21 protein-coding genes and 1 pseudogene are annotated in these 22,399 nt (G+C 68.6%); 12 read left to right on the forward strand and 10 right to left on the reverse strand.

Going from position 1 to position 22,399, the window contains the following annotated elements:
* From ACFVIV_RS04185 to ACFVIV_RS04220, 8 genes are all read left to right on the forward strand, one after another.
* A complete protein-coding gene (locus tag ACFVIV_RS04185; RefSeq protein WP_379193320.1) occupies window positions 1-777 on the forward strand; it encodes an alpha/beta fold hydrolase in 777 nt (258 codons plus the stop codon).
* Window positions 774-2,444 carry an acetyl-CoA carboxylase carboxyltransferase subunit alpha gene (locus ACFVIV_RS04190; protein ID WP_379193321.1) on the forward strand — a complete coding sequence of 557 codons (1,671 nt, stop codon included), beginning with the start codon at window positions 774-776 and terminating at the stop codon, window positions 2,442-2,444. The genes ACFVIV_RS04185 and ACFVIV_RS04190 overlap by 4 nt, the downstream gene beginning before the upstream one ends.
* 25 nt (window positions 2,445-2,469) lie before the next feature.
* Window positions 2,470-2,958, forward strand: a complete 489-nt coding sequence (locus tag ACFVIV_RS04195) for an acetyl-CoA carboxylase biotin carboxyl carrier protein (RefSeq protein WP_379193322.1) — start codon at window positions 2,470-2,472, stop codon at window positions 2,956-2,958.
* The gene (gene accC, locus ACFVIV_RS04200) at window positions 2,955-4,346 is read left to right on the forward strand and encodes an acetyl-CoA carboxylase biotin carboxylase subunit (protein WP_379193323.1); all 1,392 of its coding nucleotides are present in this window, start codon (window positions 2,955-2,957) and stop codon (window positions 4,344-4,346) included. The genes ACFVIV_RS04195 and accC overlap by 4 nt, the downstream gene beginning before the upstream one ends.
* On the forward strand, window positions 4,343-5,542 hold the full coding sequence (locus ACFVIV_RS04205) for an FAD-dependent monooxygenase (RefSeq protein WP_379193324.1): 1,200 nt from the start codon (window positions 4,343-4,345) through the stop codon (window positions 5,540-5,542). Before accC ends, ACFVIV_RS04205 begins: the two co-directional genes overlap by 4 nt.
* Before the next feature lie 81 nt (window positions 5,543-5,623).
* Complete coding sequence (locus ACFVIV_RS04210; RefSeq protein WP_379193325.1) at window positions 5,624-6,517, forward strand: ABC transporter ATP-binding protein; 894 nt, start codon at window positions 5,624-5,626, stop codon at window positions 6,515-6,517.
* Window positions 6,514-7,350, forward strand: coding sequence for an ABC transporter permease subunit (locus tag ACFVIV_RS04215; protein WP_379193326.1), 837 nt, complete (start codon window positions 6,514-6,516; stop codon window positions 7,348-7,350). The genes ACFVIV_RS04210 and ACFVIV_RS04215 overlap by 4 nt, the downstream gene beginning before the upstream one ends.
* Before the next feature lie 43 nt (window positions 7,351-7,393).
* The gene (locus tag ACFVIV_RS04220) at window positions 7,394-8,605 is read left to right on the forward strand and encodes a sensor histidine kinase (RefSeq protein WP_379193327.1); all 1,212 of its coding nucleotides are present in this window, start codon (window positions 7,394-7,396) and stop codon (window positions 8,603-8,605) included.
* 6 nt (window positions 8,606-8,611) lie between these two features.
* On the opposite strand, the gene ACFVIV_RS04225 is transcribed toward ACFVIV_RS04220, so the two are convergent.
* The 3 genes from ACFVIV_RS04225 to ACFVIV_RS04235 all read right to left on the reverse strand — a co-directional run bounded on the left by ACFVIV_RS04225 (window position 8,612) and on the right by ACFVIV_RS04235 (window position 11,218).
* A complete protein-coding gene (locus ACFVIV_RS04225) occupies window positions 8,612-9,091 on the reverse strand; it encodes a VOC family protein (RefSeq protein WP_379193328.1) in 480 nt (159 codons plus the stop codon).
* 128 nt (window positions 9,092-9,219) lie between these two features.
* Window positions 9,220-10,338, reverse strand: a complete 1,119-nt coding sequence (locus ACFVIV_RS04230; protein ID WP_379193329.1) for a serine hydrolase domain-containing protein — start codon at window positions 10,336-10,338, stop codon at window positions 9,220-9,222.
* A 7-nt stretch (window positions 10,339-10,345) separates the two neighbouring features.
* Window positions 10,346-11,218 (reverse strand): helix-turn-helix domain-containing protein, encoded by an 873-nt coding sequence (locus ACFVIV_RS04235; RefSeq protein ID WP_379193330.1) that lies wholly within the window; start codon window positions 11,216-11,218, stop codon window positions 10,346-10,348.
* A 46-nt stretch (window positions 11,219-11,264) separates the two neighbouring features.
* On the opposite strand from ACFVIV_RS04235, the gene ACFVIV_RS04240 reads away from it, so the two are divergent.
* Window positions 11,265-11,699, forward strand: a complete 435-nt coding sequence (locus ACFVIV_RS04240; RefSeq protein ID WP_379193331.1) for a VOC family protein — start codon at window positions 11,265-11,267, stop codon at window positions 11,697-11,699.
* A 117-nt stretch (window positions 11,700-11,816) separates the two neighbouring features.
* Window positions 11,817-12,003: pseudogene (locus ACFVIV_RS04245) on the forward strand (D-galactonate dehydratase); the annotation flags it as partial.
* A 13-nt stretch (window positions 12,004-12,016) separates the two neighbouring features.
* On the opposite strand, the gene ACFVIV_RS04250 reads toward ACFVIV_RS04245, so the two are convergent.
* Window positions 12,017-13,600 carry an FAD-dependent monooxygenase gene (locus ACFVIV_RS04250; RefSeq protein WP_379193332.1) on the reverse strand — a complete coding sequence of 528 codons (1,584 nt, stop codon included), beginning with the start codon at window positions 13,598-13,600 and terminating at the stop codon, window positions 12,017-12,019.
* Window positions 13,601-13,778: 178 nt separating this feature from the next.
* On the opposite strand from ACFVIV_RS04250, the gene ACFVIV_RS04255 reads away from it, so the two are divergent.
* Complete coding sequence (locus ACFVIV_RS04255) at window positions 13,779-14,561, forward strand: DUF899 family protein (RefSeq protein WP_379193333.1); 783 nt, start codon at window positions 13,779-13,781, stop codon at window positions 14,559-14,561.
* An 18-nt stretch (window positions 14,562-14,579) separates the two neighbouring features.
* Here ACFVIV_RS04255 and ACFVIV_RS04260 read toward each other — a convergent pair whose 3' ends face one another.
* Together ACFVIV_RS04260 and ACFVIV_RS04265 are read right to left on the reverse strand one after the other, a co-directional pair.
* Window positions 14,580-15,512, reverse strand: a complete 933-nt coding sequence (locus tag ACFVIV_RS04260; protein ID WP_379193334.1) for a fatty acid desaturase — start codon at window positions 15,510-15,512, stop codon at window positions 14,580-14,582.
* Window positions 15,513-15,596: 84 nt separating this feature from the next.
* Window positions 15,597-16,541, reverse strand: coding sequence for a LysR family transcriptional regulator (locus ACFVIV_RS04265; RefSeq protein WP_379193335.1), 945 nt, complete (start codon window positions 16,539-16,541; stop codon window positions 15,597-15,599).
* Between the two features lie 75 nt (window positions 16,542-16,616).
* On the opposite strand from ACFVIV_RS04265, the gene ACFVIV_RS04270 reads away from it, so the two are divergent.
* A complete protein-coding gene (locus tag ACFVIV_RS04270; RefSeq protein ID WP_379193336.1) occupies window positions 16,617-18,116 on the forward strand; it encodes an MFS transporter in 1,500 nt (499 codons plus the stop codon).
* On the opposite strand, the gene ACFVIV_RS04275 is transcribed toward ACFVIV_RS04270, so the two are convergent.
* The 4 genes from ACFVIV_RS04275 to ACFVIV_RS04290 all read right to left on the reverse strand — a co-directional run bounded on the left by ACFVIV_RS04275 (window position 18,117) and on the right by ACFVIV_RS04290 (window position 22,391).
* Window positions 18,117-19,151, reverse strand: a complete 1,035-nt coding sequence (locus ACFVIV_RS04275) for an alpha/beta hydrolase (RefSeq protein ID WP_379193337.1) — start codon at window positions 19,149-19,151, stop codon at window positions 18,117-18,119.
* 41 nt (window positions 19,152-19,192) lie between these two features.
* Window positions 19,193-20,077, reverse strand: coding sequence for an endonuclease/exonuclease/phosphatase family protein (locus tag ACFVIV_RS04280; RefSeq protein WP_379193338.1), 885 nt, complete (start codon window positions 20,075-20,077; stop codon window positions 19,193-19,195).
* 86 nt (window positions 20,078-20,163) lie between these two features.
* Complete coding sequence (locus ACFVIV_RS04285; protein WP_379193339.1) at window positions 20,164-20,637, reverse strand: carboxymuconolactone decarboxylase family protein; 474 nt, start codon at window positions 20,635-20,637, stop codon at window positions 20,164-20,166.
* A 71-nt stretch (window positions 20,638-20,708) separates the two neighbouring features.
* A complete protein-coding gene (locus ACFVIV_RS04290; protein ID WP_379193340.1) occupies window positions 20,709-22,391 on the reverse strand; it encodes an MFS transporter in 1,683 nt (560 codons plus the stop codon).
* Between the last annotated feature and the right edge of the window lie 8 nt (window positions 22,392-22,399).

Below are 22,399 nucleotides of genomic sequence, written 5' to 3' on the forward strand. Positions count from 1 at the left end.
ATGACGGCCATCGCATCGGGTCGCTTCCGCACCCGCGCGGGAACGCTCGAATACGCCCATGTCAGCGGGGACGGCGGACCGGCGCTGTGCCTGCTGCACGGGCTGGGCGCACGTTGGCAGACCTTCCGGCTGCTGATGCGCACCCTGGGGCCCGGCTGGAATATCTACGCGCCCGATCTGCGCGGGCACGGGCGATCCGATTGGGTCGCAGGCCATTACGCGCTGAGCGATTTCGCCGCCGATATCGAGCAGTTCCTCACCGAGGTGGTCGCCGAGCCGGTGGTGCTGGTCGGGCATTCCATGGGCGGCTGGATCTCGGCGATGGTCGCCGCGGCCCGGCCGGAGCAGGTGCGGGGCGTGGTCATCGTGGACTCCGCCCTGTACCGGCTCAGTCAGGGCCAGCGCGAAGCCATGATCCCCTACGCCAATCCGAACCACGCCATGCGCTCCATCGCGGTATCGCTGCGCCTGGCGGATCCGGAGTTGAACCAGCGCTGGGTGGAAGGGCGCAACCAGCGCGAACAGGATCCCGACGAGATGCTGTCCCGGCTGCGGTGTCCGGTGCTGCTCATACAGGGCGATCCGGCCGCGGGCGCGCTCATGGCGCCCGCGCACGTGCCGCGCGCGCTGTCCCGGCTGGCGCACGGGTCGCATGTCTTCGTGCCGGGCGCGGGTCATGCCGTGCACGCGGACGCGCCGGGTCCCGTCGCCGACGCGCTGCGGGAGTTCATCGCGCAGCGGGTGCAGAACTCAGAGCTGAACGGAGAAGTCCGATGACCGAATTGATCGACGCCGTCGGCAGGAGCGGCAGCGACCAGGAAATCACCTGGATGAAATGCCCGTCCTGCGGGGAGTACCAGTACAAGCCGCAGCTGGAACGCAACCTGCGGGTGTGCGCCCGCTGCGGGCATCACCTGCGGATCGGGGCGCGGCGGCGGCTGGAGTTGCTGCTCGACGAAGGATCCTGGGCGCCGGGCGATTTCGAGAATATCGAGACCCGCGATGTGCTCGAATTCCGCGATCACAAGCCGTACCGGCAGCGAATCGAGCAGGCGCGCGCCAAGACCGGCGAACGCGATGCCGCGATCTTCGGGGCGGGAACGATCGACGGCACGCCGCTGGTGGCGGCGGTCATGGAGTTCGGGTTCATGGGCGGTTCCATGGGAGCCGCCGTGGGTGAGGCGATCACCCGGGCCGCGGAATTCGCTCTGGAACAACGGCTTCCACTGCTCCTCGGGTGCGCTTCCGGTGGCGCGCGGATGCAGGAGGGCAGCATCTCGCTCATGCAGATGGCCAAGACCAGCCAGGCCATTGCCCGCATGCACGAGGAAGGTCTGCTGGTGGTGTGCCTGCTGACCGACCCCACCTTCGGCGGGGTCACCGCCTCGTTCGCCATGCTCGGTGACGTACTGGTGGCCGAGCCGGGCGCACTCATCGGATTCGCCGGGCCCGGGGTGATCCGGGAGACCATCGGCGAGGATCTGCCGCCCGGGTTCCAGACCGCGGAATTCCTGCTCGAGCACGGGCTGCTCGACGCCGTCGTGCCGCGCGCGCAGTTGCGGTCGTACCTGGCGAAAGTCTTTGCCGCGCATACGGCCGGCTCACCGGAGGAGTTGCGGGTGCCGCCGGTGGCGATCACCGACCCGGCTGCCGTGAACGCGCGCCCGGCAGCGGAGACGGTCAAGATCGCCCGCGAACGCGAGCGGCCGACCACGCTGAGCTTCGCGGCGGTCGCCTTCGATTCGTTCCTGGAGCTGCGCGGTGACCGGATGTTCGCCGACAGCGCGGCTCTCGTCGGCGGCGTGGCCACCCTCGGCGGTCGCACGGTCATGCTGATCGGCCACGAAAAGGGCAGCGACACCAAGGAATCGATCGCCCGCAACTTCGGGATGCCGGAACCGGAAGGCTACCGCAAGGCCCTGCGGCTCATGCGCCACGCGGCGAAATTCGGCATGCCGATCATCACCCTGATCGATACGCCGGGCGCCTATCCCGGCGTCGGCGCCGAGGAACGCGGGCAGGCCGGCGCCATCGCGCAGGCGATCATGGAGTCGAGCCGGTTGGCCGTGCCGATCGTCGCCGTCGTCACCGGGGAGGGCGGCAGCGGCGGCGCGCTCGCCCTGGGCGTCGCCGACACGGTCTTGATGTTCGAGAACTCCTACTACTCCGTCATCAGCCCCGAGGGGTGCGCCGCCATCCTGTGGGGCAGCCGCAGTGCCGCGTCCGAGGCCGCACAGGCGCTGAAAATAACTGCGGCGGAACTGCTTCGGCTCGGCGTCGTGGACGGCGTCATCCCGGAGCCGGACGCCGCCGGACCCGACATCGTGACCATGGCCGCCGACCTGCGGGCGGCGCTCGCCAATGCCCTGGACCGGCTCTGCGCCGTGCCCGGCCCCGACCTCGTCGACGCGAGGTACCGCAAGTTCCGCGAATTCGGATCGTGACAAACCCGTCGATTGGAGAACACCGATGAGCACCGACAAATCGCTGACCACAGACAAATCGCTGAGCCACATGATCCACGAGGTGCGCGGCATGGTCGCCGACCTGGACCCGCAGCCGCGCCGGCTGCGGATCCGCGCCGGTGAGTACGATCTCGAAATCGAGTGGGCCGAAGACTTTTCCAGCCCCGCCCCGCGCCCCGAGCGGATCCCCGCCGCCTCCCCGGCCGTCGAGGAAGCCGACACCTCGACCCTCGCCATCGAGTCGCCGCTGGTCGGGCACTTCTTCCGCGCCCCCGAGCCCGGAGCCGAACCCTTCGTCGCGCCGGGCGATTACGTGGAGGAGGGCCAGGTCGTCGCCATCGTCGAGGCGATGAAGCTGATGAACCGCATTACCGCACCCGGTGCGGGACGGGTCGTGGAGATCCTGCCCGCCGACGGTGATGTCGTCGAGTACGGGCAGCGCCTGATCCTGCTGGAGCCGGGCGAACCCGCGCGCATGGAGATCGCGTCATGACCGAGGCGGTGACCGACAGCGAGCGGCCGATCAAGACCGTCCTGGTGGCCAATCGCGGGGAGATCGCGCTGCGGGTCGTGCGGGCCTGCCGGGAGCTCGGATTGCGCAGTGTGGTGGTCTATTCCACCGCCGACGCCGAGACGCTGCCGGTCCGGCTGGCCGACGACGCGGTGTGCATCGGGCCGCCGGAACCGGGCCGCAGCTATCTCAACATTCCCAATGTCATCGGGGCCGCCCTGCGCACCGGCGCCGACGCCGTGCATCCCGGATACGGATTCCTGTCCGAGAACTCGGATTTCGCGTCGGTGTGCGCGGAGGAGGGCCTGGTGTTCGTCGGGCCGTCGCCGGAGACCATGGCCGCCCTGGCCGACAAGGCGGTGACGCGGGCGCTCATGAGCGCGGCCGGACTGCCGCTGCTGCCGGGCACCACCGCGACGCTGAGCGGTCCGGAGGAGGCCGAGGAGATCGCCGACCGCATCGGCTATCCGGTGATCCTCAAGGCGGCCGCGGGCGGTGGCGGTCGCGGTATGCGCGTGGTTCGCGAGCGCGAGGAGATCGCGGAGGCCTATCGCAGGACGCAGACCGAGGCGAGTCTGGCCTTCGGCGACGGCAGCCTGTACGTGGAGCGGTATCTCGAGGGCGCCCGCCATATCGAGGTGCAGATCCTCGCCGACCGGCACGGCAATGTGGTGCATCTGGGCGAGCGGGATTGCTCGGTGCAGCGCCGGCATCAGAAGCTGCTCGAGGAATCGCCCTCGCCCGCACTGGATGACGCCCAGCGCGCCGCCATCGGCGCGGCCGCGGTGGCCGGTGCGCGCTCGGTCGGGTACGAGGGCGCGGGCACCATGGAGTTCCTGCTGGATCGCGACGGCGGGTTCTGGTTCATGGAGATGAACGCCCGTCTGCAAGTGGAGCATCCGGTCACCGAGATGGTGACCGGGCTGGATCTGGTGGCCGAGCAGCTGCGGGTCGCGCAGGGGCTGCCGTTGCGTATTCGGCAGTCCGACATCGTCCTACGCGGTCACGCCATCGAATGCCGGATCAATGCCGAGGATCCGGCGCGCGACTTCGCGCCCTCGACCGGGCGCGTCGGCAGCTACCGCCCGCCCGCGGGGCCCTGGGTGCGGGTGGACAGCCATCTCGAGGAGGGCATGACGATCTCGCCCTACTACGACGCCATGCTGGCCAAGGTCATCGTCTGGGCCGCGGATCGCACCGCCGCCATCGATCGCATGACCCGGGCCCTCGACGAGCTCGTGCTGACCGGCCCGGGGCTGACCACCTGCGCCGGATTCCATCGCGACGCCATTCTGGCCGATCCCGAATTCCGTTCCGGCGATTTCGATCTCGACTTCGTGAACCGCATCACACACCAGGAGCGCACATGACCACATCGAACGGCCGCGTCATCATTCTCGGCGGCGGGATCGGCGGGCTCAGCGCCAGCATCGCGCTGCGGCGGGTCGGGATCGTGGCGCCCCTGTTCGAGCAGGCGCCCGCCTTCGGCACGGTCGGCGCCTCGCTGCAGATCTGGGTCAAGGGTATGAAGGCCTTCGCCGAGCTGGGCCTGGCCGACGAGATCCGCCGGCGCGGCGCGGAGGTGCATCGCCAGCAGTTCTTCAATCAGAACGGCACGCCGCTCTATCACGCGCCCCTGGCGGAGCTGGCCGAGATGTACGGCGCGCCACTGCCGGTCATGATCCGGCGGTCGGATGTGATCGAAACGCTGGCCGGGTCACCGGATCTGGGGCCGATCCAGCTGAATCATCGTGCGGTGAGCGTCGAACAGGATGCCGAGGGTGTCACGGTGACGTTCGAGAACGGTCGTGTGGAGCGCGCGGAGCTGCTCATCGCGGCCGACGGGATCAACTCCCAGACCCGGCAGAAGATCTTCCCGCAGGTCGAACTCCGCACGGCCAGTTACCGTCTGGTGCACGCGGTGGCGCGGCACGAGCCGCCGTTCGGGGCGAACAGGTTCACGCTGCTGTTCGGCCGGGGCAATCGCATCGTGATCAAGGACTGCGGCAACAACCACATCTTCTGGGTCGCGGGCCTGGCCACGCCGACGCTGTCGCTGGACGAATCCAACGATGTCGTCAAGCAGGATCTGGTGCGCCGGTTCGAGGTGTTCCCGGAACCGGTGCGCGAGCTCATCGCCGATACACCGCCGGAGGTGATGCTGCACCACGGTGTCCGGGCGCTGGGGCCGATGCCGGCGTGGAGTTCGGGCCGGATCGTCTTCCTCGGCGATTCGGTGCACGCGGTCACGCCCAATCTGGGCCGCGGCGCGAGCGAGGGCATCGTGGACGCCATCGTGCTCGCCGGACAGATTCTGCCGATCGATCTGCGCGATCGGGCGGCGCTGGGCCGGGCGCTGTCGGCCTACGAGGCGGCGCGGCGGCCGGAAACCGAGGCCCTGCAGAAGGCTTCGTGGAAGATCGGCACCATCTCCTCCTGGGAGAGCTATGCGGCGACCAAGGCGCGGGATCTGATGATGAAGACGGTCGTGGGCAAACAACAGGTCGCGCGCATGCACAACGAATTCAAGGTCGTGGTGCCGGCGCTGCCGCATCCGGTGGAATAGCGCGTCCCTCCTGAGGGCTACGCCGGGATATCCCTCTCGCGCGGGATGTGCTCGGACGGTCCGAAATATACCGTTGTTCTCATGATCGTGGTCACCGAATCACTGACCAAAAGTTATGACGAAAAAGTAGCCGTCGACAATGTGAGCCTCACCGTGCGGACCGGGGAAATCTATGGTTTCCTCGGCCCGAACGGCGCGGGGAAGACCACGACGCTGCGCATGCTGGTCGGGCTCATCGAGCCCACCGGCGGCACAGCCCGTGTACTTGGTTGCGCGCCAGGCGATCCCGCTGCCCTCGCACGCTTGGGTGTACTCATCGAAAGCCCCGGTTTCTACCCCTATCTGTCCGGCCGGGACAATCTGCGAGTCATGGCTCGCTACCGCGGAATACCGGATTCCGCCGTCGACGGCGTGCTCGCGCGAGTGGGTCTCGCGACGCGTGGCGACGATAAATTCCGCACCTATTCCCAGGGCATGAAACAACGACTCGGCGTCGGCTGCGCATTGCTCGGAGATCCGGAGTTGCTGATTCTCGACGAGCCGACAAATGGATTCGATCCCGGCGGCATGGCCGAAATGCGGGCGCTGATCACGGATCTCGCCGCGACCGGGCACACCATTCTGCTGTCCAGCCACCTGCTCGCCGAGGTGCAGGAGATCTGTGATCGCGTCGGGGTGATCAACGGCGGGAAACTCATCGCCGAATCCACCGTCGCGGAAATGCGGGGCCGCACCACGATTCTCGTCCGGGCCGAGCCCCAGGACGTCGCCCTGACAGCGGTGCGCGCGGCCGGCGCCGAGGCCGCGCCGACCGTGGCCGGCATCCGGGTCGATGCGAGCGCCGAGGCGGCCCCGCGCATCGCGCGGGCGATCATCGACGCCGGCGCCGAGCTGCACGAATTGCGAACCACCGGAAGATCCTTGGAAGAAGCGTATTTCGAGATGACCGCGATGGACGTGGAGACGGTGTCATGAGACAGAGCATCCGAGCCGAAATGCTGCGGCTGCGCCGATGGCCGGTGCTGTGGGCGCTGGTCGCGGTGTGGTTCACGCTGAATCTGACCTTCATGTATCTGCTCAACTACATCAGCTACACCTCCGGCAGCGGCGGCGAGGACGCCGAGCAGACCCCGGAACAGCTGCTCGCGCAGCTGATGCCGGCGGTGGTCCCGGAGGAATTCGTCGGTGGCACAGTCTTGTTCGGCGGTGCGCTCATGCTGATCCTGGGCGCGCTCGCCACCGGCAGCGGTTACGGCTGGGGTACCTGGAAGACCGTCTTCACCCAGGGCCCTTCGCGTGTCACGGCGCTGCTCGGCACCGTGGTCGCCTTGCTCACGGTCGCGGTCGCCGTCGTGCTCGGCGCGTTCGCCGCGGATCTGACCGTCGCCACCGTCATCGCCGCGGTCGAGTCCCAGCCGATCACGCTGCCGTCGCTCGGCCGCTCGCTGGCCGGAATCAGCAGTGGCACAGTGATCCTCGGCATGTGGACCATGCTGGGCGTGCTGATCGGCGTCCTGGCGCGCGGCCCCGCGCTGGCGGTCGGGCTCGGTCTGGTGTGGGTCCTGGTGCTGGAGAACGTGCTTCGGTTCTTCGGTGAGCTGCTCGGCAGCGCCGGCGCGGTGACCGACTATCTGCCCGGTTCGGCGGCGGGCTCGCTGGCGGGCGAGCTGCGCACGCTCGGCGGGGAGACGACCCCCGGCGTGCTGACCCTGCTGTCCTGGCCGGAAGCGGTTGCCGCGCTGGCGGTCTACGTGCCCGCCTTCGTGCTCGCGGCCCTATTGCTGGTCCGCCGCCGCGACTTGACCTGATCAGGTGCCCGGGCGAGAACCCATGATGGACAAGGATGGACGTATGAAGAGCATCGCGGCGCGCGTGCTGGAGGCGTGGCCCATCCGACTCGCTCCGTGGCAGGCCGTGCTGCTGACCACCGTGGCCGCCGTAGCGGCCGCCGCGGTGGTCTTCACGACCGTGCTGGCGGCCACCGATCTGCCCGTGCCCCTGGTGCTCGCTCTCGCGGTCGTCCAGGGTGTCGCGGTCTTCGTCGCGACCCGCTCGCCGTATCCGGGCTGGGCCTTGTCGCTGGCCACCTTGGCCGCCGCCTCGCTGCTCACCGATACGAAGGTGGAGCTGTGGATCGACCCGATGCTCAACAGCCACTTCGTCGTGCTCGGCGTCGGAGCGATCAAGTCGACGCCCCGGGCCGCCGCCATCGCGTGGGCCGCGACCGTCGTCACCGCGGTGGCGGTCGCCCTCTATCTGCGCCCTGCCGAATGGCCGATGGGCGTGCTGGGCGCGGCCCTGGTGTCCGGATTGGTGCTGTCCACGGTCATCGCCGTGCGCGACCTGGCCGCCACCAGCACCAGCCTGCGCCGCGAACGCGACACCACCGAACGCCAGCGCCAGCTCACCGCCCTGTGGGAGGAACGCGCCCGCATCGCCCGTGAACTCCACGACGTGGTCGCCCATCACATGACCGTCATCGCCATCCAGGCCGAGGCCGCCCAGCACCAGGACCCGCATATCGACCCCCGCACCAAGACCCGCCTCGCCACCATCCGCACCAGCGCCACCGTCGCCCTCGGCGAAATGCGCCATATCCTCGGCGTCCTCCGCACCGGCGACACCACCCTGCTCCCCCAGCCCACCCTCCCCGACATCCCCGACCTCATCGCCTCCGTCCGCGCCGGCGGCACCCACATCGACCTGACGATCACCGGCGACGCCTCGAAACCCCCGGCCAGCGTGGGACTCTCGTCCTACCGCATAGTCCAGGAAGCATTGAGCAACGCCATCCGCCACGCCCCCGGCTCCCCCGTCGACGTCGACATCACGATCACCACCCACGAGATCCGAATCCGCGTCGAGAACCCGCACATCGCCGCTAGCTCCGCCCCCGGCTCCGGGCACGGCCTGCTCGGCATGCGCGAACGCGTCACCATGCTCGGCGGCACCCTCGACGCGGGCTCCAACGGGCACGGCAAATACACTGTCGCCGCGGTTATTCCGGCTCACGGCGCGTCAGACGGCGGGCACGTCGCCGGTGGTGGCGGCGCCGTCGGGTGAGGGCGGTTATTCTTCTGCCGCAGCGCGTTCCAGGGCGGCGAGATCGATCTTCTTCATCGATTCCAGGGCCTTGTTGACGCGGTCGGCGCGGGCCGGGTCCGAGGGGTCGGCGAGCTCGTAGTAGCGCTTGGGGGTGACCTGCCAGCTCACGCCGTATTTATCGGTGAGCCAACCGCATTGGATTTCCTGGCCGCCGTCGGCGGTGAGCGCGTTCCAGTAGTGATCGACCTCGGCCTGGTCCTCACAGTCGATCATCAGCGAGATGGCGCCGTTGAAGGCCCAGTCCATCTTCCCGCCATTGAGGGCGGTGACCTTCTGGCCGTTGATCTCGAAGTCCACGACCATCGTCTGCCCGGCCTTACCGGGGAAGGCGTCGCCGTACGGGACGACAGAATTGATCTTGGAGTTCTTGAAGATCGAGGTGTAGTACTTCGCGGCCTCCTCACCTTCATTGTCGAACCACAGACAGATTCCCAGTCCGCTCATCGCAATCATTCCTTTACTCGTGCCGGTACGGCTGTTGCCACCAGTAGAGACGGAAGAAGCGCCCGAAATTCATCGATCATAATCGGCCGCAGCCCTCCCCCCGCCGATTCGGCACCACTACCGCCGGGTCAGCCGCACAGCACGAGTTGGGTGAAAGCCTGGAGTGCGGCGTCGATGGGGTGGGGTTGCGGCTTTCCAGCGGAGTCGAGGCGGTTCCAGCGTTGCAGGTTCACCGCGAGGGAGAGTTGTCGGTTGCCGTCGGCGCGGGTCATGGAGACGGCGCCGCCGCCCCAGACCGAACCCTCGTGGCCCCAATAGGTTCCGTGGCCGGGGACGGTGGTCTTCTGGAGGCCGAGGCCGTAGTCGAGGGTTTTGCCGTCGAAGGCGATGACCGGGACGGTGCGTTGCATCTGGGACAGGGAGGCGCTGCTGATGATGTCGCCGGACAGGAGGAGACCGTAGAAGCGGTTCAGGTCCGCGACGGTGGAGATCAGGGAGGCGGCGGGGCCTACGAAGGACATGTCGTAGATGCTGAAGTCGCGTGGGGGGTCGATCATGCCGAACCAGGACTCGTAGTGATGGGAGTACGGGCCGGTGATGGGCGGGTCGGTAGGGAGCTCGGTGTGCTGGAGGCCGGCGCGCTCGATGACATTGCGGGTGATGTATTTGGCCGCCGGGATGCCGGTGATCGATTCCAGGAGTTCGCACATGAGCAGGTAGTTGGTGTTCGAGTACACCCCGGGGGTGCTGCCCGGGGCGCCGGTGGCGGGCGCTGCCACGCCCAGTGCGATGAGGTCGGCCGGGTGGAATCTGGTGAAGCGGTGGTCGTCCAGGCTCTGCGGTGTGGTTTTCGCCATGGCGGGGAAGGCCGCGAGGGACGGGTAGGCGTAGGGGAGGTATTCGGCGAGACCGCTGGTGTGGTTGATCAGCATGCGGACGGTGATCGACGCGCCCCGGTCGCCGGGAACCAGGTGCGGGAGGTAGCCGCCGATGGGGTCGTCCAGATCGATCTCACCCTGGTCGACCAGTTGCAGCACGGCGGCGGCGGTGAAGGTTTTGGTGAGACTGCCGACGCGGTGCCGCATCTCGGTCGTGACGGGGCGTCCGGTGGTCACATCGGCCACTCCGGCTGCGCCGCTCCAGGTTCGGTCGTGGTCGCGCACCTCGGCGAAGACGCCGGGGATGCCCGCGTGATGAATGTTCTCGAGGGCGGTCTGCAGTTTCTCGGGATCGAATGTGTTGGTCACGCCACCACTATCGGCCGGGCGATGCCTCGGGGTATTGGAAAAATCTTCCCCAGGCCCGGTAGCGGCGCCGGGCGATGGCGGGCAGATAGTGGGTGGTCAGCGACCCCGGTGTGCGGCCGGTGAATATCGAGACGTCCCGGCACAGGTGGGCCTGGTCGGTGTACCCGCAGTCCATGGCGACGGCGGCGGCGGGCCGGTCCGCGAGCAGACCGTCGACCGCGGACCGGAAGCGGACCAGCATGGCCGCCCGCTTGGGTGTCAGGCCGATCTGGGATTCGAATCGGGCCCACAGCCGCTTGTGGCTCCAGCCGAGCGATTCCGCGAGCCCGCCGATCTTCACCTGACCACCGGAGCCGAGGATGCGATGCCAGCCCTCGACCACTTCCGGATCGGGCGCCCGCGACGACCGGTCCTGCTGCGCCAGAAACGACGTCGTCACCGCGAACCGCTCGTCCCAGCTCGAGGCGGACGCGAGTTGTTCGCGCAGTCGCCCGGCTCGCGCTCCCCACAGCTCGTCGAGTGCGACAGCGCCCCGGCCCAGATCGGCTGGGGCGATGCCCAAGAGCGAATACGCCTGCAGCGGCGACAGGCGCACCTCGATGCACTGCGCCCGCTCGGCACGAATGTGCATGGCCTCGAGGGGAAGTCCCGCGACGAGCCCGCCGACGGTGCGCCGCCCGACCGCATCGTCGATGGTCAGCCCGTCGTCACCGAATTCGATCAGCACGGTCACCGCTGCCGCGGCGGCCACCCGCAGATCCAGCGCGGCGCCGCCCACCTGGCGATATCCGATGATCCGGGCTCCCAGCGGCACGGCATCGGCCGGACCCGCGAAATCCCACCGCATATCCGAATCGCGATCGATGTCCGCAGTCCTCACCCCAAATAGACTAGACGACAAATCATCCCACCTTTACGGTGGACCGATGACATCGGTCAAACAGGTCCAGGTCACCTTCGACTGCGCGGACCCCGAGCGCGTCGCGCGTTTCTGGTGCGAGGTCTTGGGATATGTCGTACCGCCGCCACCGGAGGAGTTCGCCGGCTGGGACGACTTCCATCGCGCGCAGCCGCCCGAGAAACGGGGAGCATGGTTCGTGGCCATGGACCCCACCGGCGTGGGCCCGCGCCTGTATTTCCAGCGCGTTCCCGAAGGAAAGGTCGTCAAGAACCGCGTGCACCTCGACGTGCGGGTCGCCACCGGGCTGGTGGGCGAGGAGCGCCTGGCCGTACTCGAAGCCGAATGCGCCCGGCTGATCCCGCTCGGCGCGACGCGCGGGAAATTGCTGCTCGCCGATGAGGAGAACGAGTCGTGCCTGAACATGCAGGACATCGAGGGCAACGAATTCTGCCTCGACTGATCAGGTAGCGGAGGCGCGCAGGGCGCGGCGGGCGGCGACCGAGCCGAAATGCTCACGGTCGGCGAGGAATCCTTCCAGGGCGAAGGTCGCCGCGCCCACGCTGGACGGGTTGTGGGCGACCTGCTCGATTACCTCGTCGATCCCACGGTGTTCGATTACCGCGACGGCTATGTCGGGTCTCTTGTGCGAACCCGGCCTGGGCATCCGGATCGACGAGCGGGCCGTCGCTCGCGCCGCCGACGTCGGCCACCGCTGGCGCAACCCCGTCTGGCAGCGCAAGGACGGCTCGTTCGCCGAATGGTGAATCCTGCTGCGCCTCAAGGGCCTCCGGGACCATCGGTGAGCACGGCCAGCGCGTCTCGCAGGGCGGAGTCGCTGGGCGGATAGTCGTGCCAGCGCGCGCCGATGTGATCGTCGGGCCGGACCAGCAGGGCTCCTTGCAAGCCCAGCCCGTAGTGGGCCGCATGCTCGATCGCCAGCGGTTCGATCCGCAACGGCCAGTGCGGGATGCGGCAGCGTTCCCAGCGCTCCGGGTCGGGGGTCAGCAGCGTGAACCAGTCGCCGAGGGTGTCGAGTGTCGATCGTTCCGGCGTCAGCCACAGGTGCGGCAGGCGCTGGCCCGGGATGGCCGCCGGGACGAAGGCGGTGGCGGGTGCGCTGCCGCCGGGGAGGGCCGCACCGGGCGGTGCGCTGCCGTCGGGCAGCACGGCGGCGGAGTTGTAGGTGACGCCCAGGAGCAGACTTCGTTGATCGGAGAATTGTGTCGTCCACGGCGGTTCGCCCTCCGGCGCGCCCGGTGTACCGTCATCCGGTTCGCGGCGCGAGGTCTGCACCCGGATCGCCAGCCGCGCATTGGCCACGGCCTGCCGCAGCGTCTGGTGGGCGGCGGGAAGCCGTTCCGGCTCATAGGTTTCCAGCAATCCGGGACCGGCCCAGCCGTGCAGCACGCCCGCCAGCTTCCAGCACAGATTGTGCACGTCGGCGAGCCCGGCGTTCATTCCCAGACCGCCATTGACCGGAACCGCGTGCGCCGCATCCCCGGCCAGCAGGATGCGCCCGCGGGCGAAGCGGTCGGCCACGAAGGCGTTCATCACCCAGTGCTGCACGCGCAGCACCTCGGGCTTCACCTCGCTGCCGGGTCCGACGGCGCGGGACACCAGCGCGGCCCAGTCGGCGGTCGCGGGATCCTCGGGAGTGCGCCCGAACCACGCCCACCCGCCCTCGGGATACAGCGGCGCGAACGAGCCGTGCCTGGTGAAGTACACCCCGGCGGGCTGTGCGGCCGACCAGTCCCGTAGTTCCGCGTCGAACACCACGGTGGTGAACCGGCCGAGCGCGCCCGGACCATTGGTGCCGATGCCCAGCCGCTGCCGGACAGTCGAATTCGCGCCGTCGGCGGCGAGCACATACCGCGCCCGCAGCTGCGACCGCCCGCCTCCGCGCAGATCGGTGAGCACGGCCGTCACACCGTCGTCGTCCGCGATCAGATCCGTGAGCTCCACCCCGAACCGCGCCGGCGTCTCGCCCGCGCCCAACAGGATCGGTTCCAAGCGGTCCTGGGAGGTGACCACGCCGATCTCCGGGCTCTCCGCGATCCCCCCGTGGATCCCGACCATGGTCGCCGTCGCGAAATCGCTGTCGCGCAGGGTGTCCCGGAAACGCACCCGCCCGAACTCCGGCGCGAACCCCACCCGGGTGATCTCGGCGGCCAGCCCGAGCCGCCGGAAGATCTCCATCGACCGCATATTGACCAGCCGCGACCGTGGAAACGGCGGCAGCCCACCGTGTTTCTCGACCAGCAGCACCCGCACGCCCCAGCGCTCCAGCAGCGCCCGCGCGGTCAGTCCGACCGGCCCGCCGCCGACCACCAACACGTCGACCTCATCGCTGATTTCCGGCATGTCGAGCTCCCACCCGTCGGCACGGCAAAGCTTCGAACGAATCCCCGCCTATAGCTTCCCACTCCCGCGCACCCGCCGCCCGTGATCGCGATGAGTTCGCGCGGGTATCCGGGTCAGTACTAGTGAGCGTCGTCCGACGTCGCACGGCGCTGCCGGTACGAGACCCACGGAGGACATCATGACGACCACGCCGCACGATCCGGCCACCGAACTGCCCGGCCGCCCGCCCATTGTCGACCTGGCCACCTGGCAGGCCGCCCGGAATGAACTGCTGGTCCGCGAGAAGGCGCACACCCGCGCGGGTGACGCCCTGGCCGCGGAGCGCCGCCGGCTGCCGATGGTGGAATTCGACGGGAAGGTCGAGGTCGTCGGACCCGACGGCCCGACCCCGTTCCTCGACTTGTTCCAGGGCCGCGACGAACTGGTAACCTACCAGCACATGTGGTGGGACGGCGCACCCCACCAAGGGCAATGCGAGGGCTGCACCACCACGGTCTGGCATCTGAAGGACGCGGTCTACCTCAATGCCCGCGGCGTCTCCTTCGCCGTCCTGACCTCGGGCCGCTGGGAGGAGGTCGCCCCGTATGTCGAGTTCATGGGCTACACCCAGCCCTGGTATTCGGTCCGCGACCTGGACCAACCGGTCGGCGGCGCACCGGGTTACCTCAGTTGCTTCCTGCGCGACGGGGACCGCGTATTCCTCACCTACTCCACCACCAGCCGCGGCACCGAGCTGGTCAACGGGTCCATGGCATTGCTCGATGTGACGCCCTACGGCCGCGGCGAGGCATGGGAGGACCATCCGCACGGCTGGCCCGAGGGCCATGAATCATGCTGGTACTGGCGCTCTGACGCGGACGGCAACGCCACCTGGGATGAGACCAGCCGCCCCGTTCCGCAGTGGACCCGGCCCGGCGCGACCCCGGTCGAAACACTCGGACGACCCGATCACTACTGCTGAAGCGCGCCCGAATCCGCACTACGGCAACTTGATCGGCCCGCGTAGCTGACGCGCCGCCGCACCGAACCAGCCGAGGTCGTATCGGCCGCCCTCGGCCAGAAATGCCGCGCGCAATTCGTACCAGCGCAGGCCCGGATGGCGATGATGCACGCCGTGCAGGTTGAAATTCAGCGCGAATCGCTCGAGCACCCGCGGCAGACGCAAATTCAACGCTTCGAGCGGCGCGTCCAGATCGGTGCCGTAGTGATAGGCATTGTCCGACACCGAGATGATGACCGCGCGCCCGCCGATCGCGGCCAGCAGCATCCAGGCGTGCGCACCGTAGGCGGCGAGCGCCGCGGCGTGGAGCACGACGATCGCGGCGGCGTCGACGCGGAATTGCCTGAGCACCTTCGGTTGTGCGAGGCGCTCGAACAGCGGTCCGGAGACGGTGTCGGGTGAGTCCAGGCGGCGAGCGAGCCGCCGTAGTGCGGCTGCCGGAAAGGCGGCGAGCAGGATCGCGACTACCTCCAGCAGATACAGCCCGCCCAGCAACCGCAGGTAGTACCCGGGCGCGCTCCGCGCCCACGTCGAACTCGCCGGATCGTAGATCTCGGTACGCTCCCGGGTGCGGCTGTAGCGGTGATGCAGCAGATGGCCGGTCTTCAGCAGGGTGAACGGCGAGCCGTACAGCACCGCCAGCACCCGCCCGCAGCGATCGTTGAGCCCGCGCCGCGCGGTCAGCGTGCCGTGGATGGATTCGTGAACGACCGACCAGAACGGCGTGGTCGACAGCACCAGCGGGACCAGCAACCAACCCCAGCTCACGGTGCGCGGCAACAGGATCAGCGGCAGTGCGAACAGTTGCAGCAGCCCGAGCGCGATGGCGGTAGCGGCCAGCCACAGCGAGACGGATCGTTCCGGACGTCGGTTCCCGCGAGCTGCGCGCGTCGCGGCGGATGCCTTCGGCATGCCACCAGAATAGGTTCGCGCGGACGCCCCGGCGTGATGAGCGCGAAACCCCATAATCGCCTGTCGCACAAGGTTTTCAGGGCGCTAATCGGAGGTGAACACGCAATTGCCGGCGGCTTGATTTCCGGCCTTGCCGAGAGCCGTGCGGATTGTCTCGCGGAGCCAGCGCTGGGCCGGGTCGGCGTCGAGGCGGGCGTGCCAGAGCAGGCGGACTTCGATTTCCGGCAGTTCGGCCGGGAGGGGGAACCAGCGGATGCCCAGCGTGGGTGCGTACTGTTCGGCCAGGCGTTGGGGCACCAAGCCGACGTAGGCGCTGGAAGAGACCAGCAGGATGGCGACGGCGTAGGTGGGAACGACGGCGGCGACATGGCGTTGCAGGCCTGCGGCCTCGAGCGCGTCGTCGAGTGGGCCGCGGGCGCGGCCGCGGCGCGAGGCCGAGACGTGTGCGTGCCGGGACAGTTGGCGGAGGGTTGGGCGGCGATGGCGGCCCAGTGGGCCGGCGGCGCGGACGATGCCGACCATCTGTTCGCGATAGAGCAGGGCGCTGCGGATGTCGGGGGCGGTGACCTCGCCCGCGCCGATATCGAGGTCGACCGAGCCGTCGCGCAGGGCTTCGGGGCTTTCGCTGCCTTCGGCCACGAACCGCAGGGTGACATTGGGGGCGAGGGCTGCGGTGGCGTCGACGGCGGCGGTCGCGAGGGTGGCCGCCACGCCGTCGTTGATGCGGATCGTGAAGGTGCGCTTCAGCTCCGCGATCGGAATCGTCCGATCGGCGCTGATCAGCGCGGCCGCCTCGTCGAGCAGTGAGCGCACTCGCGGCGCGGTGCGCAGGGCGAACGGGGTCGGGGCCATGCCGCGACCGGCGCGCACCAGGATCGGGTCGTTCATGGCCCGCCGCAGCCGGCCGAGCGCGCGGCTCGTGGCGGGGATGGACAGGTGCAGGCGTTCGGACGCCGCTGTCACGCTGCCCTCTTGGAGCAGTGCGTCGAATACGCGCAGGAGATTCAGGTCGAGCTGGTCGGCGGCCATAGTTGCATCGTATGCAACTCTCGATTGCCAAAGTTGCGTCGCATGAACAATGCGGGGATTTCTACCGTCGTAGCCATGTCATGGAATGTCTTGACCAGCAAGCCCTCGACGCCGGCGCGCGAGCGGCCCGCGCCGCTGTACCGGCGCGGATTGCTCACCGTCATGTGCGCCTGCGTCGCCCTCGTCGTCGGCATGGTCGCCGCCATCAACCTCGCCGTGCCCATGCTCGCCGCGAGCGCTCTGCATCCGTCCGCCTCGGCGCTCATCTGGATCGTCGACACCTACGTGATCTGCTTTGCCTGCCTGGTGATTCCGGGCGGTGCCGCGGGAGACCGCTTCGGCCGCAAGGGTGTTCTGCTCATCGGGCTGCTGCTGTTCGCGGCGGGCGCGCTGCTGTCGGCGGTAGCGCCGAATGTGGCCGTGCTGCTGGCGGGTCGCGCCATCACCGGTGTCGGCGCGGCGGCGGTGCTGCCCAATACCCTCGCGATCCTGCTGCACGCCGTGCCCGCGGACCGGAAGGCCGCGACCATTGCGACCTGGGCGTCGATGACCGGTATCGGCGGAGTCGCCGGCAATGCCGGTGGCGGTGCGGTGCTGACGAGTGGATCCTGGCGCTGGTTGTTCGCCGCCGCCGTCCCGCTCGCACTGCTGCTGGCCGCGCTCGCCGCCCGGATCGCGCCGGTGTCGGCGCGGCACGACCGCCGCCTCGATCCGCTCGGCACGATCCTGCTCGTGGCGGCCTCGGTCGCGCTGCTGGTCGGCATTGTCGAAGGCCCGGAAGCGGGCTGGGGCAGCACCGTCGTCATCACCGGGTTCGTCAGCGCGGCCGTGCTTTTCACGGTGTGGACCCTGGTCGAGTTGAAGGTCGAGCATCCGCTGCTCGATCCCCGATTGCTGCGCATCCCGGCGCTGCGCAGTGCCTGCCTGGGTATGACGACGGTCTTCTTCGGCATGTTCGCGCTGTTCTACGTCAATGCCTCGTTCTTGCAGTACGGCAAGGGATTCGGCGTTCTGCAAACCGGTTTGGGCGTTATCCCGCTCACGCTGCCCATCATTGTCGGCGCGCGGTATGTCGGAGGCCTGTCGCAGCGCATCGGCCTGGACGCCACCATCGCGCTGGCCTTCCTGTTCGTGGGCGGCGGCCTGCTCGGCCTGTCCACGACCGGCGCGCACACCCCTTACCTCGGCTACGCCGCGTGGCTGGTGGTCACCGGAATCGGTGTGACACTGGCCCTTCCGACCCTGTCCGGCGTCATCGCGGGCTCACTGCCCGCATCCCAGGCCGGGGTCGGCACCGGGTTGCAGGCCACCACGCGCGAATTCGGCAGCGCCCTCGGCGTAGCCGTCATCGGCACCATCCTGACGGCCCGCTTCGTCGACGCGCTGCCCTCGGATATCCGCGCCGCCCACGATCCACACACCGTCGCCCAGGCCCTCGCCGCAACCAGCCCGCCCCGATCCGCCGATGTGATCACCGCCTTCGTCTCAGCCGCGGACGCCGGGCTGCAGGTGATCGGCGTGGCCGTGCTGATCCTCGGCGCACTGGTCGTGGCGCAGTCGCTGCTGTCGCGCTGACTAGGACTCGGCATCACCGAGCCGGCGTGCCAGCCAGGCCAGCGACATCGGGTAGCGATAGTCGATGCCACCGTGCCCGGCGTCGAACAGCTCGAAGTGGATGATCTCCGGATCCACCTCGCTGGTCAGCAGGGCATTGTGGAAGGCTTTCGCGCCGATGTCGAGATACCACTCGTCCCGGGTGCCGCCGTCGATCCAGATCGCCCGCATCGACCGCAGCGCCTCGGCATGGGCGGGCACCATGCGCACCGGATCCCAGGCCAGCCACCGTTGCCACACATCGGGTTTCAGCACACCGGTCCGCGTATCGAACGGTAGCTCGGGCCGCCCGTCCACCGCGGGCGAGAAACACGCCGCCACCCCGTAGAGGGTGAGCAGATCGTCGTCCCCGGGCTCGGTGAACGACACCCGCTCGTTGAAGTTCTCCCACCAGCGGTGGATATCGCCGTCGTAGCGGCGCAGATGCCGTACGGCCTTGGCGAATTCGGGGATGTAGCTGAACTCGTAGAGCGCGTCCCCGGCATGGGTAGCCAAGGCGCCGAACAGATCCGGGCGCAGCATGGGCGTGATCATGGCGCCGAGGCCGCCGCTGCTCTTGCCCATGATGGCGCGATGGTCCCGATCGGCGAGCGTGCGGTAGTTGGCGTCCACCCACGGCACCACCTCGTTGCACAGATACGAGTGGTAGAGCCCGGTGCCGGCGGAGTCGACGAACTGGCTGCCGCCGTAGGCGGTCCAGGCGTCGACGTAGACGACAATGGCCGGCGGCGCCGTTCCGGCGGCGAAGACCTCGTCGGCGGTCTCGGGGAACGGGCGGCGGTACGGCATCCGATTGCGCCACATGGCGACATGCCCGGTGTACCCCTGGATCACATACACCACCGGGTAGCGCCGATCCTCGTCGTCGTACCCGGGTGGCACGTACACCCACAGCGGCCGCTCGTGCGGATCCTTCAACGGGTTGTCGCGCAGCAACGCGCTGTCGATGGTGTGCTCGTCGAGACGTCCGGCAAGTTCGGCAGACCAAGGCAACATCCACCCCACGCTAGTCCGCTTCACAGCAGCCGGCCAGGAAATCACGAATCAACGAAACCACTTCCGGCAGATGGGTTTCCAGCAGACAGTGCCCGCAGCGGTGTGTCGATCTCGATGTCGACATCGACCACCACGCCGTAGTGGTCGCTGGGCCAGACCCCGTCGACCGGCTCGTCGAAGGCCAGGCGCGCGGCGCGAACCTCGCAGCGGGCCCGCGGATGCGCATGCCACGATCCGGTGAACACATAGTCGAGCCGCCGCCGATGCCCCGGCTGGCGCACGATCTGATCGAACAGCGCGGCGGCGTTCGCATTGTCGACACTCCAGGTATGCCCCGGGCCGTCTCCGGCAATCGCCCACGCGTCGTGATAGTGCACGCTGCGCCCCGACAGCGATTGCCGGCCGGTGAGATAGCGGATGCTCGCCGCGTCCGGTTCGGCATTGAAATCACCGGCGATAATGGTCGGCAGGTCGGTGCGGTGCCGCGCATCCAGATCGGTGAGCGCCAGCGCCTGCTGTTCGCGCACGGCCTCGTCGTCCAATCGCCATGCCGCCGTGGCGGAAATGAACAGCACGTCGCCCACCTCCGGCAATGGCACCTTGACCGCCACCGTGCACCAGGGCACGTCGGCAGCGCCCGCGACGCGCAGATCGAGGACTTCCACAATGTGATGCGGCCAGCGGCAGGCCACCGCATTTCCGCCGTAGCGGCCGACGAACGGCGGTGTGTAGGGCAGTCCGGCAGACTGGTGGGTGCCGTGTAATCCGGTGCCCTCCAGCAGTTCGTCGAGGTGGCCGTCGTCGACCACTTCCTGGAGTGCGACCAAATCCGGTTCCAGCCGCCGCAATTCCTGATTGAGCAGGTCGAGACGGCGTTTATCGCCTTCGCGATTCTGGACATTGATGGTGACGATTCGCAAATGCATTGGTCTGCTTCACCTTCCCTGGGGAGAGCGGATACGACGAACAACGCCCGGGCACCGTCGAACGGTGCCCGGGCGTGTACTTCTCGTTATCCGAACTGCCCGACCCGGTACTCACCGCCGGCCTGCTGGGTGATCACGTTCAGCCGGTTGAAGGCATTGATATTGGCGATGAGCGCCACCATCGCGCCGATCTGGTCCTCGTCGAAATGCTGCACCACATTCGCCCAGGCCGCGTCGGTCACCCCGCCCGCCGCATCGGCGATACGCGTGCCCTGTTCGGTCAATTCCAGCGCCGCGCGCTCGGCCTCGGTGAAGACCGACGCATCCCGCCAGGTCGCCACCAGATGCAGCCGCACGGCGTCCTCGCCGGCATGCGCGGCTTCCTTGGTATGGATATCGACGCAGGCTCCGCATCCATTGATCTGACTGGCGCGCAACCGCATCAACTCTTGTGTCGCATGGGGCAGCGTCGAATCCGAGACCACCTTTCCCGCCGAGACGAGATACTTCAGGGATTTGGCCGCGACCGGGCTCTCCAACAGATTCAGGCGAGCTTCCATAATGTGCTCCTAGCGTCGTTGATGCCTACATTCCTCCGACGAGACAGCCCGGCGGAATGTGAGGCCGGCGCTCAGGGAGCGTTGCTGTTTCGCCGTCGAATCAGCAGCGGGAGGCTCGTGAGGGAGACGAGTACGAGCAGGACCGCCACCGCGACACGGAAGGCGGTGACGAAGACCGTGCCCGAGAGGCTGCGTGCGGCGGATTGGACGGTCGGCGTCACCTGTTCGGCGATCTTGGCGGCCCCGGGCTGCTGCGTCGACGACCCGGAATGATCACAGCCGTCCGGAGTTCGTTCCGGGGTGGGCGATTGCAGTTGCAGGGTCGCACAGCGGGCGAATTCATTGGCAATGGTCGGGGCGAACGGGGTGACCGCCGTGAGCTGCTGCTGGAGCTGGTCGCGCTCCTGGCTCACGGCCGCGGGCGCGGCGACGGCGATGGCGTGGAAGAACAGAATGCCGATCAGCGCCACGCCCAGGGAGTTTCCGACCTGCTGGGCGGTGGGCACCAGGCCGGAGGCGGAATCGATGGAGCGCGGCGGAACGGCCGCCACGACCGCGATCTGCAGGCGCGCGGCCGCCGCGCCCACGCCCAGCCCGCCCAGGACCAACGGGATCATCAGCACCGGCCACGACAGCGTGGCGGGTGACGGGTCCAGGGCCAGCAGCCACCCGACCAGCAGCACGCCGAACAGGGCGCACCCGAGCCCGATCATGCGATTGCCGAGCAGGCCCGCCAATCGGGGTGCGGACAGTGCGCCGATCACCGCGCCCGCCGAGAACGGCAGCGTCGCCACTCCCGTGCGCAGCGCGCTGTAGCCGAGCCCGAATTGCAGCGACACCGACATGGTGAACAGGTAGGCGCCGAAGACGCCGTACACCACCAGACAGGCCAGGATCCAGCCGAAAAACCGTGGTGCGACGAATAATCCGGGATCGATCAATGGGGATCCGCCGCGCGCGGCCACCCGGCGTTCGTGCACGACGAAGGCCGCGAAGATCACCAGCGCGCCGACCAGCATGGCGAGAATCGGTGGCGACCAACGATGTTCACGGCCGATCGAGAGCCCGTAGATGAGCAGGAACAGCCCGGCCGTCGCCAGCACCGCACCCGCCGCGTCGAGGGCGCAGCGTTCCCGTACCACCGATCCGCGCAGGTGCCGGGCGGCCAGTGCGAGCGCCACCGCGCCGGGAATCAGATTCACCAGGAAGATCGAACGCCAGGACAGGTCAAGGGGATTCGTGCCGAGCAGCACTCCCCCGATGAGCGGTCCCAGCATGGCCGCGGTGCCCGCCGTCGCGCCGTAGAGCGCGAAGGCGAGATTGCGGCGCGCGGTATCGGCGAACCGGGCGCTGATAATGGCGATCGGCTGCGCCGAGACCGCACCGGCCGCGGCCCCTTGCAGTACGCGCGCGGCAATGAGCGCGAGCGGGGTCGGAGCCAGGCCGCACAGCACCGAGGCGGCGACGAAGACCGCGAGGGCGGCGGTGAAGAAACCGCCACGGCCCCAGCGCATTCCCAGCCGCGCGCTCGGCAGCAGCGCGCACGCCAGCGCGACGGTGTACCCGGTGAGCATGAGCGAGGATTCGGCCGAGCTCGCGCCGAGGTCGCGCACGATATCGGGAATCGCGACGGTCACGATCGTCGCATCGACCATTTGCATGAAGACGGCGATGAAGACCGCCGCCACCCCGGCCCACACGGTGGAATTCCGTGTGGGGCGCGGGGTTTCGAGAGGGATGTCGAGTGCGCTCACGGAGGGCC

Source organism: Nocardia sp. NPDC127526 (genome assembly GCF_042672265.1).
Classification (GTDB): Bacteria; Actinomycetota; Actinomycetes; order Mycobacteriales; family Mycobacteriaceae; genus Nocardia.

What these genes read in the sequence shown, in the direction of transcription:
- ACFVIV_RS04185 (WP_379193320.1), top strand. Translation starts at nt 1, where the DNA reads ATGACGGCCATCGCATCGGGTCGCTTCCGCACCCGCGCGGGAACGCTC.
- ACFVIV_RS04190 (WP_379193321.1), top strand. Translation starts at nt 774, where the DNA reads ATGACCGAATTGATCGACGCCGTCGGCAGGAGCGGCAGCGACCAGGAA.
- ACFVIV_RS04195 (WP_379193322.1), top strand. Translation starts at nt 2,470, where the DNA reads ATGAGCACCGACAAATCGCTGACCACAGACAAATCGCTGAGCCACATG.
- accC (WP_379193323.1), top strand. Translation starts at nt 2,955, where the DNA reads ATGACCGAGGCGGTGACCGACAGCGAGCGGCCGATCAAGACCGTCCTG.
- ACFVIV_RS04205 (WP_379193324.1), top strand. Translation starts at nt 4,343, where the DNA reads ATGACCACATCGAACGGCCGCGTCATCATTCTCGGCGGCGGGATCGGC.
- ACFVIV_RS04210 (WP_379193325.1), top strand. Translation starts at nt 5,624, where the DNA reads ATGATCGTGGTCACCGAATCACTGACCAAAAGTTATGACGAAAAAGTA.
- ACFVIV_RS04215 (WP_379193326.1), top strand. Translation starts at nt 6,514, where the DNA reads ATGAGACAGAGCATCCGAGCCGAAATGCTGCGGCTGCGCCGATGGCCG.
- ACFVIV_RS04220 (WP_379193327.1), top strand. Translation starts at nt 7,394, where the DNA reads ATGAAGAGCATCGCGGCGCGCGTGCTGGAGGCGTGGCCCATCCGACTC.
- ACFVIV_RS04225 (WP_379193328.1), bottom strand. Translation starts at nt 9,091, where the DNA reads ATGAGCGGACTGGGAATCTGTCTGTGGTTCGACAATGAAGGTGAGGAG.
- ACFVIV_RS04240 (WP_379193331.1), top strand. Translation starts at nt 11,265, where the DNA reads ATGACATCGGTCAAACAGGTCCAGGTCACCTTCGACTGCGCGGACCCC.
- ACFVIV_RS04250 (WP_379193332.1), bottom strand. Translation starts at nt 13,600, where the DNA reads ATGCCGGAAATCAGCGATGAGGTCGACGTGTTGGTGGTCGGCGGCGGG.
- ACFVIV_RS04255 (WP_379193333.1), top strand. Translation starts at nt 13,779, where the DNA reads ATGACGACCACGCCGCACGATCCGGCCACCGAACTGCCCGGCCGCCCG.
- ACFVIV_RS04260 (WP_379193334.1), bottom strand. Translation starts at nt 15,512, where the DNA reads ATGCCGAAGGCATCCGCCGCGACGCGCGCAGCTCGCGGGAACCGACGT.
- ACFVIV_RS04265 (WP_379193335.1), bottom strand. Translation starts at nt 16,541, where the DNA reads ATGGCCGCCGACCAGCTCGACCTGAATCTCCTGCGCGTATTCGACGCA.
- ACFVIV_RS04270 (WP_379193336.1), top strand. Translation starts at nt 16,617, where the DNA reads ATGTCATGGAATGTCTTGACCAGCAAGCCCTCGACGCCGGCGCGCGAG.
- ACFVIV_RS04275 (WP_379193337.1), bottom strand. Translation starts at nt 19,151, where the DNA reads ATGTTGCCTTGGTCTGCCGAACTTGCCGGACGTCTCGACGAGCACACC.
- ACFVIV_RS04280 (WP_379193338.1), bottom strand. Translation starts at nt 20,077, where the DNA reads ATGCATTTGCGAATCGTCACCATCAATGTCCAGAATCGCGAAGGCGAT.
- ACFVIV_RS04285 (WP_379193339.1), bottom strand. Translation starts at nt 20,637, where the DNA reads ATGGAAGCTCGCCTGAATCTGTTGGAGAGCCCGGTCGCGGCCAAATCC.